Genomic DNA, 18,353 nt, shown 5'->3' with positions numbered 1-18,353 from the left:
TGACTACTCACCCAGCAGGCTCTTGGTGATCGAAGCGGCGGCCTTCTTGCCGGCGCCCATCGCCAGAATGACCGTAGCGGCACCGGTGACGATGTCGCCGCCGGCCCAGATGCGGGGATCGGTGGTCTGGCCGGTCTCCTCATCGGCAACGATGTAGCCCCACTTGTTGAGCTCCATCTTGCCGCCGATCTTGGCAGCGAAGGGGTTGGCGTTGGTGCCGATAGCCGAGATCGCGACGTCGCAGGGAATCTCCTCGATGGCGCCCTCGATAGGCACCGGGCGACGACGGCCGGACTCGTCAGGCTCGCCGAGCTCCATCTTCTGGACCTTGACGGCGCACACGGAGCCGTCCTCGCCAGCGACAAACTCGAGCGGGGAGACGAGCGGCAGAACCTCGACGCCCTCGGCCTTGGCATGGTGCAGCTCGGCGCGGCGGCAGGGCATCTCGTCCTCGGTACGACGGTAGGCGATGATGGCGTGCTCGGCGCCCAGGCGCTTGGCGGTACGGACGGCGTCCATAGCCACGTTGCCGCCGCCAAAGACGACGACGTTCTTGCCATGCTTGGTGGGGGTGTCGTACTCGGGGAACTTGTTGGCCTTCATCAGGTTCACGCGGGTGAGGTACTCGTTAGCGAAGAAGACGTTGGGCAGGTTCTCGCCGGGGACGTTGAGGAACTTGGGCAGGCCAGCGCCGGTCGCCACGTAGATGGCGTCGAAGCCCTGCTCGAACAGCTCATCGGCCGTGGCCATGTTGCCCACGACGGAGTTGTACTCAAACTTGACGCCCATGTTCTCAAGGCCGTCAATCTCGCGCTTGACGACCGCCTTGGGCAGACGGAACTCGGGGATGCCGTAGACCAGCACGCCGCCGCCGGTGAAGAAGGCCTCAAAGACGGTAACGTCAAAGCCGTTGCGGGCGAGCTCACCGGCGCAGGTGATGCCGGACGGGCCGGAGCCGACGACGGCGACCTTCTTGCCGTTCTTGGGAGCCATCTTGGGCGTGGAGGCGAGCTCGGGGCGGTCACCCAGGAAGCGCTCGAGCTGGCCGATGGCCACGGGCTCGGACTTCTTACCACGGATGCACTTGCCCTCGCACTGGTTCTCCTGCGGGCAGACGCGACCGCAGATGGCGGGAAGCATGGAGTCCTCGCGGATGGTATCGAGGGCGCCGCCAAAGTCCTTCTCGCGGATCTGCTCGATAAAGCGGGGGATGTTGATGTTGACGGGGCAGCCCTCAACACAGAACGGCTTCTTGCAGTTGAGGCAGCGCTCGGCCTCGGCCAGCGCCATCTCCTCGGTGAAGCCCTTGTCGACGGGGCGGAAGTCGCAGGCGCGCTCGGCGGCCGGCTCCTCGTTATCGGGGGTGCGGGGCGACTTCATATCGGCAACGAAACGACCGTTAACTAGTGGCATGCGCAGCTCTTTTCCTCATAGGCCTTGAGGGACTCGCCCTCTTCGGAACGGTAAGCGGCCTGGCGGGCACGAAGGTCATCCCAGTCGACCAGGGTGGCATCGAAGTCGGGGCCGTCGACGCAAGCAAACTTGGTCACGCCACCCACCTCGACGCGGCAGCAGCCGCACATACCGGTGCCGTCAACCATGATGGGGTTGAGCGACGCGGTGATGGGGGTGTCGTACTTCTGGGCGGTGAGGGTCGAGAACTTCATCATCGGAACGGGGCCGACGCAGAAGACCTGGCTCACGGCCTTGTCCTGCAGCAGGCGCTCCAGCGGAGCGGTGACAACGCCCTGCTCGCCGTAGGAACCGTCGTCGGTGGTGATGTGGATGTGGTCCTCGTCGAGGAGCTCGCGGAACTGGTCCTCCATGAGCAGGAGGTCCTTGGTGCGAGCGCCCATGATGGCGTGCACCTCGTGGCCGGTCTCGACCAGGTGCTTGGCGACCGGGAAGGCAATTGCCAGGCCGACGCCGCCGCCAATGACGGCGCAGGGGCCCTCGGCCATCTCGGTGGGAACGCCCAGCGGGCCCACGACGTCGCGCAGCGACTCGCCGGCCTCGTAGGTGGAAAGCATCTCGGTGGTCTTGCCGATCACCATGAAGATGAACTCGACCCAGCCCTCGTCACCGTTCCAGCCGGCCAGGGTAAACGGGACACGCTCGCCCGTCTCGTTGGCGCGAACCATGAGGAACTGTCCAGCGTGCGCATGCTTGGCGATTGCAGGCGCCTCGATGCGGAACTTGAACACCTTCTCCGAGAACTGCGTCTTCTCCAGGATCTTATACATAGAACCCCTCTCTTGTTAGGGCAACCGAACCGTGCCTCCACGGAAATGGACGGCAGCCCGAATAAAACCGTACGCGCACAGGCGTTGTGCAGACATACAGTGTAAATTATACCCTCATGGACATGTTGCTTACGTGTATCTTTGGCAGGCGGGAAAAGTAATCCAGCACAAAGAGACAGGTTTATTTTGGCGGGTTTTATCAGATAAAACGACAAAAGGGGCCGGCCTTGCATATCGGTGAGGCCGGCCCCTTTTGAGGTGTTGGGTATGTATGGCGGCATAGGGTTTATTGCGATGCGGTCGCTGCGGCGTTTTCGCATATAAAACCTGCCAAAATAAACATCCCTTTTTGGTAGGTTTTAGTGCTTGCCGTTGGCAGAGGCGGAGCCGTTGACGTGGTCGCGGGCATAGATTACGCCGTGCACAATCGCCAGGCCGGCGGCGTCGGCGGCGCGAGCGCAGGTGTCCTGGAAGTCCTCGGCCTCGCGGGCGCGCAGCTGCTTGAGCACGTAGTCGGCGACAGGCATCTTGCCGGGAGGGTTGCCGATGCCGGTGCGGATGCGGCTAAAGTCGCGGCTGCCCATCTTGTCGATGATGGAACGCAGGCCGTTGTGGCCGGCGTGGCCGCCGCCCACCTTGACGCGCACGTCGCCGGCGGGAATGTCGAGCTCATCGTGGATTACGAGCAGCTCCTCGGCCTTGATTTTGTACTCGCGGCAAAGCTTGGAGATGGGGCCGCCCGAGGTGTTCATGTACGACTGCGGCTTGACCAGCACAATCTGGCGCTTGCCGCCCTCTTCCTCTGGATCGTTGATGTTGATGAGCGCGACCTCGGCGCCGGCCTGGTTTTTCCAGTACGTGACGCCGGCCTGACGCGCCAGCTCGTCGATCGCCTTAAAGCCTGCGTTGTGGCGGGTCTCGGCATACTCATCGCCAGGGTTGCCGAGTCCGGCAACCATGCGAATCTTAAGCGGCTGTGCAGCTGCCATGTGCTTCCTTTCATCGATTTGTCGCCTGCTATGGTGAGCGACCCCGTTGCTGCTGTCAAATGGAGGGTGATTGAGGCTGCATGAGGGCGTTTGGACAGTCGTCAGAAGCCGGGATGGACAGTTAGTTCAGATTTGTATAAACCAAGAGATCTTTGACTGCCAAAATCGGGGCCACGGAACTGTCACGGCGCTTTGGGGAGCACAATTTGTGCTATTTCAGATCTTTTGAGTCTTCAAATGAGGTGATTGGCGCCGGGATGGCGGCAAACCACCTCGACATGAGCCGTCTGTTTATACAAATCTGAACTAACTGTCCAGCCATGCTCGGTAACACTGGGTAAAAGTCTTTTAGACCGGCGCGAGGCCGATTCCGGCCCGCAGGGTGTTGAGCCAGGTGGCCTGACGCTTGCGATAACCCTTGATGCGGTAGCGGAATCGAACTCCCGCAAGTCGATGCATCGTCTGGGCGAAGGCTTCGAGTGCAACAAGGTCCTTCATTTGGTCACGATTGATAACCAGGACGTGGATACCCATGGCCTTAAGGCCATTGTTGCGATTGCCATCGTGGATGCGAGCGTTTTGAAGCTCATGTCCAATTCCGTTGTATTCGTTGTCGACTCCGGCTGCTGGGCAATATAAGTCGCAGATGGCGTAGGGGATGCCCGAGGACATGTTGACCGCAAGGGTGTCGAAATCGATTCGATAGTTGAGCAGCAGGCCTCCCATGGGCAGGCTGCAACACCCGAATCCGCCAAAGCGCATGGGTGCGCCCAGGACAGCGAACATCAATGATTCCGCTGGGGATGCGGATCCGGCCCGGGCGAGTTTGATAGCTGTGCGAAACGAGGCGTAGGAACTACTTTTGGCAAACCGTGCGACTGCCTCGAGCTCTTCGATGGTTGTGGCGGGCTCGCATTTGTAGTGCGCCTGTTCGTAGCGGGTTTCGGCTTGCTTTTCGGGTGTCGGTTGATCGCCCTGGCAATCGAGATCGTCCATCGTTTCGAAGCTGTTGGCCTCGGGCCACGTGTCGTCGTAGGCGATGGGGTAAGTTGCTTCGGGCGGAAGTGAGTAGGTTCCGAGCAGTTCCATGAGAAGCATCAAGGTTTTGGCAATCGATTCATTTTTGGAACAAAGCATGGCCGTCATGGCGGGAGACGTTGCGTAGATGTCGGCTTCGATGTGCATGATCGCGCCCTGGGGGAGAGGGGCGGTGATGGTGTGCTGGAGGAGCCGTCCGTCGGGTCGTCTGTTGCTGCCGCTCGCAACAAAGAGGTCTAGACGCTCGGAGTCGTCTTCGCTCCAGGCGTCAAGTATTGCAAGGGCCGCAAAGTCTATGGCGTCCTTGTTGGGAACGCAACCTACGAGGGCTTGTGTCTGTTGCTCGTCATCGATGGCGTCCCAGGGAAGGGCGGAGTACGCCCGTCGAGCGCGGCGAATTGCGCGGAGGGCGGAGAGGTGTGAAATTACGGTTGTCATAGCTATAAGGTACTAAGCCGTTGGCGAAATGATATGGCCGTGCCGTTCTTTTCGCTCAAAGGGGCGTCGCGCGCCGCGGGCGGTAACGACATCATACGGAATGCCTTGGAAAAGTGGAGAATGGAGTGATGGGTTGGCCCTGGAGGTATCTACTGAGATGGGTGCTGGACAGTTAGTTCAGATTTGTACAAGGCGACCGGGGTGTATTGCCGCTGTTGAGGGACTCGGTGGGCAAAATGGGGCCAATGGCATGGTGAAGAGATCCATGGGAGGAGGAATCGAGCGGAATTATGCCGGCAAGAGAGCTTTCGATACATTAAATGGCCCAAACGAATGCCCAAATTAATACAAATCTGAACTAACTGTCCAAGGCGGGTTATCGAGGGGCAGAAAAAAGGGTCGGAAGCGAGCCTCCGACCCTTTAAAAACACCAAAGATGATGCGCTGCGCGCTGGATTACAGCGCGAAGTCGCCGCCGACGAGCGTGGAGACGGGCTCCTCGTGGTAAACGGCGGAGATGGCCTGAGCGAACTCCTCGGCGACCGAGATGGTCTTGATCTTGCCGCCGACCTCGACGGGAATGGCGTCGGTGACGAGGCACTCGACGATGGGGGCGTCGTTCAGACGCTCGATGGCCGGGCCCGAGAAGATGCCGTGGGTGGCGCACACGTAGATGTCGCCGGCACCCATGGCCTTGAGCTCCTTGACGTTGGCGCACAGGGTGCCAGCGGTGTCGATCATGTCGTCATTGATGATGCAGGTCTTGCCCTTGATGTCACCGATGATGCCCATGACCTCGGCGGCGTTGTGGCGCGGACGGCCCTTGTGGGCGATGGCGAGGCTGCAGCCGAGCATGTCGGAGAGCTTCTTGGCAGCTTTGGCGCGACCCACGTCGGGGGAGACGACAACCAGGTTGTCGGTGTCGAAGTGCATGTCGTTGTAGTACTGGCCAAACAGCGGCAGTGCAGACAGGTGGTTAACCGGGATATCGAAGAAACCCTGAATCTGGCCCTGATGCAGGTCGAGGGTGATGATGCGGTTGACGCCAGCGCGCTCGAGCAGGTTGGCGACGAGGCGGGCGGTGATGGGCTCGCGCGGGCCGGCCTTGCGGTCCTGGCGGGCATAGCCGTAGTGGGTGATGACGGCGGTGATGGAGCGGGCGGATGCGCGCTTGGCAGCGTCGGTGGCGATGAGCAGCTCCATGAGCATATCGTTGACGTTGCCGCCGGCCACGGACTGAATCAGGAAGACGTCGGCGCCGCGGACGGTCTCGTCGTAGCGGGCGTAAATCTCACCGTTGGCGAACTGCTTTAGCGTAAGGCCCGAAAGCTCGACCCCAAGGTACTCAGCGATCTTCTGAGCGAGGGGACGGTTGGAGGAACCGGAATACACGCGGATGGACTTGCGCATATTCTCCGACTTCTCGGGATCATTAATCGGCATTACCCTTCTCCTTTATATATCGAATGCCATATAGATGCCTTGTTGCATTGTAACCGCGCGGCGGGGTTTATCGGGTCTTGATAACGTCTTTACCGTCAACGGACACGAACCGACCACTCATCCGGTCGCGCAGGTCAGCATAGAAAAAGGAGCCATTCCCATGGGAACAGCTCCTTAGATGCTTGGTAAAACGTTATACCTCGTCGTCCTCGTGCAGACGGCGGCGATAATCGGCGGCCCAGCCCTCAATATTTACCTGACGGGCGCGGCCCAGGCCGAGTGCGTCAGCCGGGACCGGCTCGGTGATGACGGAGCCGGCGGCCACGAGTGCGCCGTCGCCGATCTGGGCAGGCGCGACCATCATGGTGTCGGAACCGATGAAGGCATCCTTGCCGATGACGGTCTTGTGCTTGTGCACGCCGTCGTAGTTGCAGGTGATGGAGCCCGCGCCCACGTTGACGCCGGAACCCATGGTGGTGTCGCCGATGTAGGACAGGTGCGGCACCTTGGAGCCCTCGCCGATCGTGGACTTCTTGATCTCCACGTGTGTGCCGGCCTTGGAGCCATCGAGCATGTGGGTGCCCGGGCGCAGGTAGGCGCGCGGGCCGCAGTCGACGCCGTTCTCGATGACAGCCTCGATGGCGATAGTCTCATCGATGGTGCAGCCGCTGCCAACGGTGGTGTCGGTGAGGCGGCTGTTGGGGCCGAGCTGGCACTCCTCGCCCACGGTGACGTGGCCGATCAGGTGCGTCTGCGGCCACACGATGGTGTCGCGGCCGATGACGGCGTCAGGGCCGATCCAGGCCTGCGTGGGGTCGATGAAGGTAACGCCTTCGGCCATCCAGTGCTCGTTGATGCGGTCGCGCGCGATAGCGGTGAGTTGCGCGAGCTGGATCCGGCTGTTGACGCCCAGGCCGTCGCGGTAGTCGTCGCAGTGGAAGATGGAGACTGCCTGGCCGTGGCCCTTGAGAATCTCGAGCATGTCGGGCAGGTAGTACTCGGACTGCGCGTTGTCGTTGCCGATCTCGCTGATGTGGGCGGCGAGCTGCGCGCCGTCGAAGGCGTAGCAGCCGGCGTTGCACTCGAGCAGCGTGGCGGCCTGCTCGGGCGTGCAGTCCTTCTGCTCGATGATACGCTCGATCTGGCCGTCGGCGCCCAGCTTGATGCGGCCGTAGCCAAAGGGATCGGGCGGGGTCATGGTCATGACGGTGCAGGCGAGCTCGCCGCCGGCGACGGTCTGCGCGAACTTGGCGACGGTGTCGGCGGTGATGAGCGGCAGGTCGCCGTTGAGCACGACGACGGGGCCTTGCATGATGCCGCATGCCTCGAGCGCGACCTTTACGGCGTGGCCGGTGCCCAGGCGCTCGGTCTGTTCGACGCACTCGACCTTGGTGGCGCTGTTGGCGTAGGCGCCGTCGATAAGCGCGCGCATCTCGTCGGCGTGGCTGCCGATGACGACCACGACGCGGCTGCAGCCGGCCTTGATGGTGGCGTCGACGATCCACTGGACCATGGGCTTGCCCAGGATCTTGTGCGAAACCTTGCAGTGGTTCGACTTCATGCGGGTGCCCTCGCCGGCGGCGAGGATAATTGCGGTTGCGTCCATGTGATCTCCTGTTACGTTATAGAGACGTGCGTTTGGAAACGATACACGGCGCAATATGATACCGCAGGCATATGATGAGCGCGTAACGATTGGCGCATGGCGGCCGATGTCGGTTCCGCCGGCGTGACGTTTGCGCTGGTTGTGCATGGCAGCGGCACTGCGGCGTTGGCGTTTGAGCGAGGGGATGGGGGTGTCCGTGGATATCATGCGAGAGGAATCGGGCAACGAACCCGTCGCGGCATTCTCGATGTCGCATCCGGCGGTGCCGGCGCTCTACATGGTGCTGACGCTGGGGCTCACCATGTTCTCGATGCAACCGGTGCTGCTTGCGCTGTCGCTTGCGGGCGGGCTGGCGTATGGGTTTGCGACGCGCGGCGTCGCACGCACGTTGGGGGCGCTTCGCTGGCAGCTGCCGGTGATTTTGATTATCGCGGTGCTCAACCCGTTATTTAGCGCTTCGGGCTCGACGGAACTGTTCCGTATTGGCATGCGTGCGGTGTATCTGGAGAGCATGGTATACGGCCTGTGCATGGGCGGGCTGTTTGTGGCGAGCGTGCTGTGGTTTGAGGCCGCGGCGTCCATGCTTAGCTACGACAGGGTGCTTGCGCTTTTGGGTAACACCGCGCCGGTGATCGCGCTCATGATCTCGATGTGTATGCGGCTTATCCCGCAGTTTTTGCGTCGCGGTCGCACGGTGCTGGCGGTGCAGGATGCGATTGATGTGCCGGGCCGCGCGCCGGCCGACCCCGTGCGTTCGCGCCTACGGGCATCGAGCGTGTTGATGGGCTGGGGCATGGAAGATTCGCTGGAGCGTGCGGACGCCATGCGCTCCCGTGGGTGGGGCGCCGCGGCGCGTCGCACGACGTACGCGCGGTATCGGCTGGCGCGCGGCGACGTTGCCGCGTTGGTTGGGCTTGCGCTGTTTGGCGTGGCCACGGCGGCAGTGGCGTGGACCGCGACGATGCAGTATTCGTTTTACCCGCAGCTTTCGGTGCCAGCGCCGTGGCCTGGCTATGTTGTATACGCGACCTGGATGGCGCTGCCCTGCGTGGTGCATGCGATTGACGAGAAGAGGTTTGGCTGATGGCTCGGTTGGACGGGAGCATCATGGCGGACGCGGTGTGCGGCTCGGATATGCCGGCGATTGAAGTGCGGGGCCTGCGCTTTGCCTACCCCGGGGCCGAAGTGCCGGTGTTCGAGGGGCTCGATTGGCGTGTTCCCCAAGGGACGTTTGCGTTGCTTGTCGGTGGTACCGGGTCGGGCAAGTCGACATTACTCTCGTTGCTCAAGCCCGAGATTTCGCCGGCGGGCGAATGCTCCGGCGAGCTGCGCATGCTGGGCGAAAGCGTTGCCGACATGGACGTTCGCGCGTCCGCGGAGCGCGTGGGCTATGTGTTTCAGGACCCCGAGAACCAGATTGTGTGCGAAACCGTGTGGCACGAGATGGCGTTTGGCCTGGAAAACTTAGGCATGTCGCGCGACGAGATGCGTCGTCGCGTGGCCGAGACCAGTTATTTCTTTGGGGTGGAGGATTGGCTCCACCGCGATACCGATACGCTTTCGGGCGGACGCAAGCAGCTGCTGTCGCTGGCAGCCGTGCTGGCGTTGCGCCCTCGCGTGCTGCTGCTCGACGAGCCCACGTCCCAACTGGATCCCGTTGCCGAGAAAAATTTTCTGCATGCGCTGTTTCGCGTGAATCGCGAGCTGGGCTGCACGGTTGTTGTGGCAACGCACCAGCCGCGCCCGATGCTCGAATACGCGACGTGCGCGTATCGGATTGAGGGCGGGCGCGTAAGCGAGGTCGCTGACATCGCCTCCTTGGGGCATCGCGAAGAGCTGTTTTCTGGCGAGGTGCCAGGGTGGGGTGGCTCGCGGCGTGCAAAAAACGGAGTTTTCAGCAGCGCCAGTGGCCGGCCGGGCTATTTGGACCCGCGCGTGGGCGCTCCGGGCGAAAAAAAAAGACCGAAATCGGACAAATCGGCTGAATTTGAGGCGCAAATCCTGTCGCAAGACGACTCGGGGGCGCCGTCGTGCGCCGGTGGATGCCGAATACTCCCTAAAATGCACGCTGGGTCGGCTACCACCCTGGCAGGGGGCTGGTTTCGCTACGATCGAGCGTCCGGCTGGGTGCTGCGCGGGCTCGATGCGTCGTTTTCGGCAGGCGCGGTGCATGCTGTTGTGGGCGGTAACGGCTGCGGTAAGTCGACAATGCTTTCGGTGCTGGCCAAGACGGTCAAGTTGCAGCGTGGGCATATGGAGCGCGGGGCGGCCTCGGCGGCACTGCTGCCTCAGAATCCCAAGGCGCTGCTGGTTGCCGAGACGGTGCGCGAGGAGCTGATGGAATGGGCTTCGACCTGCGGATATGACGAGGCTATGGCGCGAGAGCGCGCGACGAGTCTGGGATTGTCCGGCTTGGATGGGCGCCATCCGTACGATCTTTCGGGCGGGCAGCGCCAGCTGCTTGCGTTGGCAAAGCTGCTGTTGATCGGCCCCGAGCTGCTATTGCTCGATGAGCCCACCAAGGGTCTGGACCTGGCCAGCCGTCGCATCATCGCCCGCGCCCTGCGCGACCATGCGGAGGCTGGCGGTACCGTCATCATGGCAACGCACGATCTGGATTTTGCCGAGCAGGTTGCCGATGACATTGCCATGATGTTCGACGGCGAGATTGCCTGCATGGAGCCGCCCGCCGACTTTTTTGCCGACAATGTGTTTTATAGGGCGTGATGGGATGGCGGATTATCGCGTCCTGCGCATACTCGCAAAACTGGAAATCCCGCTGCTGCTGGCGGTGCCGGCTGTAATGGCCGCAGCATTGTTGGCGGGCATTGAGCAGGCAGCGCTTGCCATGCTTGTCGTGGTGGCGCTGGTGCTCGCGCTGTTCTTTGCGGGTTACGAGGCATCTCGTCCGGGTTTGCGCCAGATTATGCCCTCGCTGGTTCTGGCGGCGTTGGCCGCGGCGGGGCGCATCTTGTTTGGGCCCATTCCCGACTTTAAACCGGTGAGCGCCATCGCCATTATCGCGGGGGCGACGCTTGGTCGCCGCAATGGTTTTATGGTTGGCGCGCTGGCGGCGCTGACCAGCAATTTCTTTTTTGGGCAGGGCATGTGGACACCGTGGCAGATGTATGCCTGGGGTCTGGTCGGCTATGTTGGCGGCGCGCTGGCGCATGCGGGGGCGTTCGACCGTGCCGATGGAACCGTGCGCATGCCGGCGCTGATGGCGTACGGCTTTGCGTCGGGCCTGCTCTATGGCGCCGTGATTAACGCCTACGACATCATCGGTTTTGTGCAACCGCTCACGTGGGCGGGCGCCGTGGCGCGTCTTGCCACGGCGGTACCGTTCGATATCACACACGGCCTTGCGACCTGCGTGTTCTTGGCCGCTCTCTACAAACCTTGGTGTCGTCGCATTAACCGTGTCGTCGTGAAATACGGGCTGTAGTGGCGGCTGCGCCGGGGCGAGAATCAATACTGTCGAAGTGCCATTTTAAAACTATGCCGGTTTACGGGGCTAGATTGGCACAGGCAGACCATGCCGGCTTTTTCCGAAAATAGACGATCCGTCTACCTGCGGTTTTATTTTGCTTGAATTGCGTTTGGTTGGGGATTTGCGATTCAGCCCCGTAAACCGGCATAGTTTTGGAATGGCCGGCTGACATGATGGGCGTCGTGGCCCTTAGAGAGCCAAATCGATCCGTTTTCTTCCGCCCCCAGACGTCCCCAGGGAATCAGTTGACGGCGCTTGCCACGAAACTAGCCCATCTACTACGTTTAGCTTGATACCCTCGACCATGACCGCGTTTTATGAAAAACCGCAGGCTTTCTACCTGCGGTTTTCTTTTTGCGTTGTTCGCCGTGGTTGAGGGTAGTGGCTTAAACGTAGTAGATGGGGCAGTTTCGTAGCGGGTGTGCCGCGTGGATTCCCTCGCGAGGTGAACATGATCCGTTTTGCTTCGTCCCCGAGGGGTCGGCTGGGGCTAGAGCTCTAGGGTGAGGGTGACGGGGCAGTGGTCGCTGCCAAAGATGTCGCCGCGGATGCCGGTGTCGCGCACGTTGCCGGCGATGGCGTCGCTCACCAGGAAGTAATCGATGCGCCAGCCCGCGTTGTTCTTGCGGGCATTAAATCGGTAGCTCCACCAGCTGTAGACGCCCTCGACGTCGGGATTTGCCGCGCGCCAGGTATCGGTAAACCCGGCGTCGAGTAGCTCGGTAAACTTACCGCGCTCCTCGTCCGAAAAGCCTGCGTTGCCGCGGTTGGACTTGGGGTTCTTAAGGTCGATCTCCTCGTGCGCGACGTTAAAGTCGCCGCAGGTCACCACGGGCTTGCCGGTCTCGCGCTCGAGTCCCGCCAAAAAGCCGCGATAGGCATCGTCCCAGGCCATGCGCACATCGATGCGCGCGAGCTCATTTTGGGCGTTGGGCGTATAGACGTCCACAAACCAAAACTTGTCGAACTCGAGCGCGCAGACGCGGCCCTCGGTCGCGGCCTGCGCCACGAGCTCGGCTGCCGCGCCCTCGCCGGCGTAAGGCAGCAGCGCATCGGCGCGCAGCACGCGCAGCGGTTCCTGGCGGCTAAAGACCGCAGTGCCCGAATAGCCTTTACGCTCGGCGTAGCTCCAGGTTTGGTGATAACCGGGCAGGTCGATATCGGCCTGGCCCTCCTGCAGCTTGGTCTCTTGCAGCGCCAGGATATCGACATTGAGCTCCTGTGCGATCTGGATAAAGCTCGGGTCCTTTTTGAGCACGGCGCGCAGACCGTTGACGTTCCACGAGGCGAAAGTGTAAGTCTGAGGCATGGTGTCCTTTCGACGGGGTTTGCAGGCTTAAGATTAGCGCAAAAGGGGCGGTGGTGGGCTCCGCGCGTGCTGACTCAAAGGCCGCATGCTGGGATGTCGCCCGACGCTGCCCGACCAACAAGGACGGAGGACTCATATGACGCAGGCGATATCGGATCCCAAGCGGGCCTCCGCCGCACTGGCGGAGCTGTTTGGTACCCACAAGCGTGTGGTCTTCTTTGGCGGCGCCGGCGTTTCCACGGCGAGTGGCATTCCCGATTTCCGCAGCGTGGACGGCCTATATCACCAACAGTTTGCCTACCCTCCCGAGACCATGCTCTCGCATAGCTTTTACGAGGCGCATCCGGCCGAGTTCTTCGACTTCTACCGCACCAAGATGATCTCACTTGGCGCCAAGCCCAACCGCTGCCACACCAAGCTGTCCGAGCTGGAGCGTGCCGGCAAACTTAATGCCGTGGTGACGCAAAACATCGACGGTCTGCATCAGATGGCGGGCTCGCAGCGCGTGTTCGAGCTGCACGGATCGGTCCATCGCAACATTTGCCAGTCGTGCGGCGCGGTCTATAGCGCCGAGTGGATTTGCGCCCGCGGGCACGAGGACGCCGCGGGTGTGCCCGTGTGCCCCGCGTGCGGCGGGCGCATTAAGCCCGATGTGGTGCTCTACGAGGAGCCGCTCGACGAGCATGTGCTGACCGACGCCGTTGCCGCCATTGCCGCGGCCGATGCCCTCATTGTGGGCGGGACCTCGCTCGTGGTGTATCCGGCGGCGGGTCTTACGCGATACTTTACCGGCGATACGCTGGCCATATGCAATCTTGCTCCCACCGATCAGGATGCAAATGCCGACCTGCTGATTTCTTGCGACATCGCTGCCGCGTTTGCGTTCTAGCCCGCGTGCGCGGATACAATAGAAAGACTAATTGCAAAGCGACCCCGCCGCCTGCGCCCGAGCGTGGCGGCGCGGGCATTTTAGGAGGATGTTCATGGCGAACGATAGCAAGACATGGCGGTGCGGAAAGTACGAGCTCAGCTTTGACCGTCCGCGCATCATGGGCGTCCTCAACGTGACGCCCGATTCGTTTAGCGACGGCGGGGAGCATTTCGACCCGGATGCCGCCATCGAGTACGGCCTGGCGATGCTCGATGCCGGCGCCGACATCATCGACGTGGGCGGCGAGTCCACGCGCCCCGGTTTTACCCCGGTCAACCCTGACGAGGAGGCTCGCCGCGTGCTGCCCGTTGTGCGTGCGTTGGCCAAAGAGGGCGCCATCGTCTCGATCGACACACGTCACGTGGCGGTTGCCAAGGCGGCCGTGCGCTGCGGCGCCTCGATCGTCAACGACGTGACGGGCTTCACCGACCCCAAGATGGTCGAGTTTGTCGCGACGAGCACCTGCGGCGTCATCGTGATGCACGCCGGCGAGGTCGCCGCGCCCGCTCGCACGCATGCAACGGTGCAGCTCGATACCTCTGCCGCGGCGTTTGTTGCCGAGAAGGCGCGCGAGGCGGCTGCCGAGGCCGCGCGCGAGGCCGAGAAGCCCGCCCGCCGTCGTCGTGGCAAGCTGCTGGGCGAGCCCAAGACGGAGGCCAAACTGCCGGGTGGCGTGGTGCAGCCCTCGCTGCCGTTTGGCGATCCGGAGCCAGCGCCCGAGCCAACGGGCGAGCAGAAGCAGGAGACGCCGGCCGCCGAGCAGGCTACCCCTGCCGCCGAGGCCGCCGCGACCCCTGAGCCCGCGCCGGAGCCCAGCGATCACTTGGCCGCCATGATGCGCCGCAGCGCCCGCCGCGAGGAGGCTTATGTGCCCACCTCGCAGCTCCGCCGCTTTACCCTGCCCGATTCGGCGCCCATCATGCGCCGCGTCATGGGCTTTCTGTCCGATCAGGCCCGCGCGCTCATCCACGCCGGCGTGTCACGCGACCGTATCTGCATCGATCCGGGTTCGGGTTTTGGCAAGACGGCCAACGAAGACATCGTCATCCAGCGCGAGACCGCCAAGATGGCATCGCTGGGCTATCCGCTCATGTGCGCCGTGTCGCGCAAGCGCTTTGTGGGCGCCGTCTCGGGCGTGACCGAGGCCGCCGAGCGCGATGCCGCCACATTTGGCGTGTGCCTGGGCGCTATCCAGGCCGGTGCCAACATCGTGCGCGTGCACGATGTCACCGGCTTTGCGCAGTTCCTGAACGGCTACTGGGCTGTTGCCAAGCCGCAGCCGCGTCGCGCGTTTGTGGCCGCGGGCTCCAACCTGGGGCATCGCTGCGACAACATCCGCGCCGCGCGCGACATGATCGCCGAGATTCCGCTCACCTGTGTGTCCAACTGCTCGCGCATCTACGAGAGCGAGCCGGCCTACGAGACACGCCAGGACGCGTTTGCCAACGCTGTCATCGAGATCAAGACCGAGCTGGCGCCGCTGGTGCTGCTCGACGAGCTTATGAAGATCGAGGCCGAGCTGGGGCGCGACCGATCCAAGAAGGCCAAGGTCAACGGCCCGCGCACCATCGACCTGGACCTGCTGTGGATGGATGGCGAGACCCATGGCGGCAAAAAGCTGCGCCTGCCGCATCCGCTCATTGGCGAACGCGACTTTGTGCTGGTGCCGCTCGAGGACCTGATGCACGACCCGGCGCGGTTCTTCCGCTACAACGGCGTCGAGGTCAAGGAGCCCGAGGATCGCGTGGGCCATATCGTGGGCGAATTGGGGCGTATGTAGATGATCGAGATGAATGCTGTTGCCGCCGGTACCGAGCTCGACGCGGCACGTGACGCGGGCCGCGAAGGCGTGTCCGCGGGCTGGTGCGCTTGGAGCGTGGGCGAGGCGTCGTTGACGTTTTCGCTGGTCGTGCGCCCGGATGTGAATATGCACGCCTTCCATGGCCTGCCGTTTGTGGCGGCGATGGGCATGATGGACGCGCTCGCGGGAACGGCATCGACGCCGGGGCTGGGTCTTGCCGGTAAGGTGGGCATTCAGTGGCCGAGCGATATTGTGTGCGGCGCGCCCGCGTTTGAGACGTCGTTTGCACGCGTCGCCGTCAACGGTGGCGCCGGTGCTGCGGGTATGTTCGGTGCCGTGACGGTGGATATTGAGCGCGCGGCGCTGGGCGAGCTCGGTGTGGACGTGGCTGACGAAGCGCTGGTCGAAGCGCTGACTACCGCCGTGCTGGCCCGCGTGGACGCCTGGGCGGTTGTCGCCAACACGCCGCAGGGCGCCGCCGGCCCGCTGGCTCCCGTGCTGGGCGAGTACTTCGACATGGTGCCGCTGCTGGGCCGCCAGGTTGCGGCGGTGTCGCCCAACGGCTTGCCGCTTGCGGTTGGTGTGTTTGCGGGCCTGGACATCTGGGGTCGCGCGACCATCAAGACCGATGCCGGCGAGCAGGAGTTTCCGCCCGAGGCCGTACGGATTCGCGGGCTGTAACGCGAGATGTCCGCGCTCAAAGATAATGATGACAACAAGACCCTCCCCGGCAGAGTGAACTGCCTCTGCCGGGGAGGGTCTTTGCGCGACTACAGGGTGGCATCGCGGCCCTATTCCTCAAAACTGAAAATTTTTCGTTTTTGAGGAATAGGATTAAGGCAGCTCGGCCTTTCGCGAGGTATATTCGCTATAGAGCCTATTCCTCAAAACTGAAAATTTTTCGTTTTTGAGGAATAGAGATAAAAGACCGCGAGGAGGCCCCGATGAAACTCATCAATAGAGCGTCATATATGGACACGTTGACGAGTCTTATTGGCGTGCCGGATATCAAGGTCATCACGGGCATCCGCCGCAGCGGTAAATCAAAATTGCTCGAGGCCCTCCGCGATTACGTGGAGGCAAATCTGCCTAATTCGAATGTCATCCATATCAACTACAACCTCGATGAGTTCGAGAACCTGCTCGAGTATCACGCGTTGCTCGCTTATGTAAAAGATCATCGGGTGCCCGGCAAACAAAATTTTCTGCTTATCGATGAGGTTCAGATGTGCGAAGGTTTTGAGCGTGCGATCAACAGCCTTCACGCATCCGAGCATTATGACATCTTCATTACCGGATCGAATGCCTTTTTGCTGTCGAGCGATCTGTCGACGCTCTTTACGGGGCGCACGTTCGAGATCGAGGTTTTCCCATTCTCGTTTGAGGAGTATCGTCTCTATGGCGACGAGGGCGAGGTCGACCGTGACTTCGATGAGTACGCGAGAACCGGCGGTATGTCTGGCTCCTACCCTTATCCACTGCAGGAGCAGCGCTATCAATATCTCTCCAACGTCTTTAAGACGCTCATTGTGAGAGATATCGTGCAGCGGCATAACGTGAGAAACGAATCGGCGCTGCTGCGCATTGCCGATTACATGATGGACAACGTTTCCAACATTACGTCGGCACGCAACATTACCGATGCATTAAATGCGGATGGACTAAAGATTACGAACAAGACGGTCGGTGCGTACATGGGGTACCTGTGCGATGCGTTTGCCTTCTATAAAGTTCGCCGATACGACATTCGCGGCAAGAAATACCTTAAGAGCGGCGAGAAGTATTACCTGGCGGACCACGCGTTCAAATACGCGCTGCTCGGTACACGTGATATGGATTGGGGGCGCGTATACGAGAACATAGTGGCAATCGAGCTGCTGCGCCGCGGATACGAGGTATACGTCGGCGTGCTCTATAAAAAGGAAATAGACTTTGTAGCAATCAAGCGAAGCGAGAAGCTCTACATTCAGGTGAGCGACGACATCAGCTCGGATAAGACATTTGAACGCGAGATTTCGCCACTGCTGAGCATTGGCGATGCGTATCCCAAGATGATTCTCGCCCGCACGCATCACGAGGCCACGGATCGCGACGGAGTGCAGATCGTGGACCTGGCGAGGTGGCTGTGCGGCGAGGCTTAGCGTGCTTCGAGCCTATTCCTCAAAACTGAAAAATTTTCGTTTTTGAGGAATAGGCTCGATGCGTTGCCTAGTTCGCCGCTCGCGCTCGTGCTCGACTTAAGCTCCTGCCCTATCCCAGCTCCTGCATGCGGCGGTAGATTTCGCAGATACCCTTAATGGTGAGCTGTCCATCGACCACGTCGAAGGCATCGGTCGAATCGGCGACGATGCCGGCGAGGCCTCCCGTGGCGATAACGGTGGCATCCTCGCGGCCCAGCTCGTGCTTCATGCGCGCGACCAGGCCTTCGGCCATAGCGGCGGTGCCCACCACGGCGCCGACCTTGATGCACTCCTCGGTATCGCGGCCGATGGCGTGCTCGGGCGCCTCGAGCGGCACGCTGGCGAGCTTGGCGGCGCGGGCGGCAAGTGCATCCATGGAGATGCGGATGCCCGGCGCGATCGCTCCGCCAATGTAATAACCGTCCTCATCGATGACGTCGATATTGGTTGCGGTGCCAAAGTCCACCACGATCGCCGGTGCGCCGTAGAAGGTCTCGGCCGCAACGGCGTTGGCAACGCGGTCGGCACCAACGGCCTGGGGACGCGCCGCGCGCAGCTTGGTCACGGCGGCCGTCTGCGGCCCAATGACGATGGCGTCTGCGGCAATGCGGTCGGCCACGGCATGCCATTCGCGCGAGAGCTGCGGCACCACGCCCGCAAAGGCGATAGCGTCGACCGCGTCGAGCGAAAGGCCGTACATCTTAAAAAAACCCATCAGGCGCACATGGATCTCATCTGCGGTATAGGAGCGGTCGGTGGGCATGCGCCACGACTGCACCAGCTCGTCTCCGTCAAACAGGCCCATGGCCGTCTGCGTGTTTCCCATATCGATAGCGAGCAGCATGTCTACTCCCGGTTTCGGCATAAAAGGACGCGCACCATTGT

At 61.9% G+C, this 18,353-nt stretch carries 15 protein-coding genes; 7 read left to right on the top strand and 8 right to left on the bottom strand.

The genetic code is table 11. The features are described from left to right. Positions 1 to 3 precede the first annotated feature (3 nt). From gltA to glmU, 6 genes are all read right to left on the bottom strand, one after another. A complete protein-coding gene (gltA, locus tag ACTNBY_RS02445; protein ID WP_154516684.1) occupies positions 4 to 1,413 on the bottom strand; it encodes an NADPH-dependent glutamate synthase in 1,410 nt (469 codons plus the stop codon). Further along, positions 1,404 to 2,243, bottom strand: coding sequence for a sulfide/dihydroorotate dehydrogenase-like FAD/NAD-binding protein (locus ACTNBY_RS02440; RefSeq protein WP_006235793.1), 840 nt, complete (start codon positions 2,241 to 2,243; stop codon positions 1,404 to 1,406). Before ACTNBY_RS02440 ends, gltA begins: the two co-directional genes overlap by 10 nt. Positions 2,244 to 2,602: 359 nt before the next feature. Then, positions 2,603 to 3,232 (bottom strand): aminoacyl-tRNA hydrolase, encoded by a 630-nt coding sequence (pth, locus tag ACTNBY_RS02435; protein WP_441063233.1) that lies wholly within the window; start codon positions 3,230 to 3,232, stop codon positions 2,603 to 2,605. 348 nt (positions 3,233 to 3,580) lie between these two features. Next, positions 3,581 to 4,417 carry a hypothetical protein gene (locus tag ACTNBY_RS02430; RefSeq protein ID WP_441063232.1) on the bottom strand — a complete coding sequence of 279 codons (837 nt, stop codon included), beginning with the start codon at positions 4,415 to 4,417 and terminating at the stop codon, positions 3,581 to 3,583. A 747-nt stretch (positions 4,418 to 5,164) separates the two neighbouring features. Next, on the bottom strand, positions 5,165 to 6,151 hold the full coding sequence (locus ACTNBY_RS02425; protein ID WP_441063231.1) for a ribose-phosphate diphosphokinase: 987 nt from the start codon (positions 6,149 to 6,151) through the stop codon (positions 5,165 to 5,167). A 193-nt stretch (positions 6,152 to 6,344) separates the two neighbouring features. Next, positions 6,345 to 7,757 carry a bifunctional UDP-N-acetylglucosamine diphosphorylase/glucosamine-1-phosphate N-acetyltransferase GlmU gene (gene glmU, locus ACTNBY_RS02420; RefSeq protein ID WP_441063230.1) on the bottom strand — a complete coding sequence of 471 codons (1,413 nt, stop codon included), beginning with the start codon at positions 7,755 to 7,757 and terminating at the stop codon, positions 6,345 to 6,347. 205 nt (positions 7,758 to 7,962) lie between these two features. On the opposite strand from glmU, the gene ACTNBY_RS02415 reads away from it, so the two are divergent. Genes ACTNBY_RS02415 through ACTNBY_RS02405 form a run of 3 tightly spaced genes read left to right on the top strand, consistent with a single transcriptional unit; the run spans position 7,963 to position 11,202 of the window. Next, complete coding sequence (locus ACTNBY_RS02415; RefSeq protein WP_427718158.1) at positions 7,963 to 8,841, top strand: energy-coupling factor transporter transmembrane component T family protein; 879 nt, start codon at positions 7,963 to 7,965, stop codon at positions 8,839 to 8,841. 23 nt (positions 8,842 to 8,864) lie between these two features. Then, positions 8,865 to 10,484 (top strand): ABC transporter ATP-binding protein, encoded by a 1,620-nt coding sequence (locus ACTNBY_RS02410; RefSeq protein WP_441063228.1) that lies wholly within the window; start codon positions 8,865 to 8,867, stop codon positions 10,482 to 10,484. Positions 10,485 to 10,488: 4 nt separating this feature from the next. Continuing rightward, positions 10,489 to 11,202 (top strand): DUF6580 family putative transport protein, encoded by a 714-nt coding sequence (locus tag ACTNBY_RS02405; RefSeq protein WP_441063227.1) that lies wholly within the window; start codon positions 10,489 to 10,491, stop codon positions 11,200 to 11,202. A gap of 535 nt (positions 11,203 to 11,737) precedes the next feature. Here ACTNBY_RS02405 and ACTNBY_RS02400 read toward each other — a convergent pair. Further along, complete coding sequence (locus ACTNBY_RS02400) at positions 11,738 to 12,556, bottom strand: exodeoxyribonuclease III (RefSeq protein ID WP_154516667.1); 819 nt, start codon at positions 12,554 to 12,556, stop codon at positions 11,738 to 11,740. A 136-nt stretch (positions 12,557 to 12,692) separates the two neighbouring features. Between ACTNBY_RS02400 and ACTNBY_RS02395 the strand changes: the two genes are divergently transcribed. From ACTNBY_RS02395 to ACTNBY_RS02380, 4 genes are all read left to right on the top strand, one after another. Next, the gene (locus ACTNBY_RS02395; protein ID WP_441063225.1) at positions 12,693 to 13,445 is read left to right on the top strand and encodes an NAD-dependent protein deacylase; all 753 of its coding nucleotides are present in this window, start codon (positions 12,693 to 12,695) and stop codon (positions 13,443 to 13,445) included. A 94-nt stretch (positions 13,446 to 13,539) separates the two neighbouring features. Further along, entirely contained in the window at positions 13,540 to 15,267 is a 1,728-nt protein-coding gene (gene folP / locus ACTNBY_RS02390) for a dihydropteroate synthase (RefSeq protein ID WP_441063223.1), read from the top strand. Further along, positions 15,268 to 15,969, top strand: a complete 702-nt coding sequence (locus tag ACTNBY_RS02385) for a hypothetical protein (protein WP_427747602.1) — start codon at positions 15,268 to 15,270, stop codon at positions 15,967 to 15,969. 263 nt (positions 15,970 to 16,232) lie between these two features. Next, positions 16,233 to 17,429: an ATP-binding protein gene (locus ACTNBY_RS02380; protein ID WP_441063222.1), complete on the top strand. Its 1,197-nt coding sequence runs from the start codon at positions 16,233 to 16,235 to the stop codon at positions 17,427 to 17,429. Between the two features lie 109 nt (positions 17,430 to 17,538). Here ACTNBY_RS02380 and ACTNBY_RS02375 read toward each other — a convergent pair whose 3' ends face one another. Next, entirely contained in the window at positions 17,539 to 18,312 is a 774-nt protein-coding gene (locus tag ACTNBY_RS02375) for a type III pantothenate kinase (protein ID WP_441063220.1), read from the bottom strand. Between the last annotated feature and the right edge of the window lie 41 nt (positions 18,313 to 18,353).

The sequence above is a fragment of the Collinsella sp. HCP28S3_E12 genome (assembly GCF_052065595.1).
In the GTDB taxonomy this organism is placed as follows: Bacteria; Actinomycetota; Coriobacteriia; order Coriobacteriales; family Coriobacteriaceae; genus Collinsella.
Note: the sequence above shows the minus strand (reverse complement) of the source record. Positions and strands in the feature narration are given on the sequence as shown.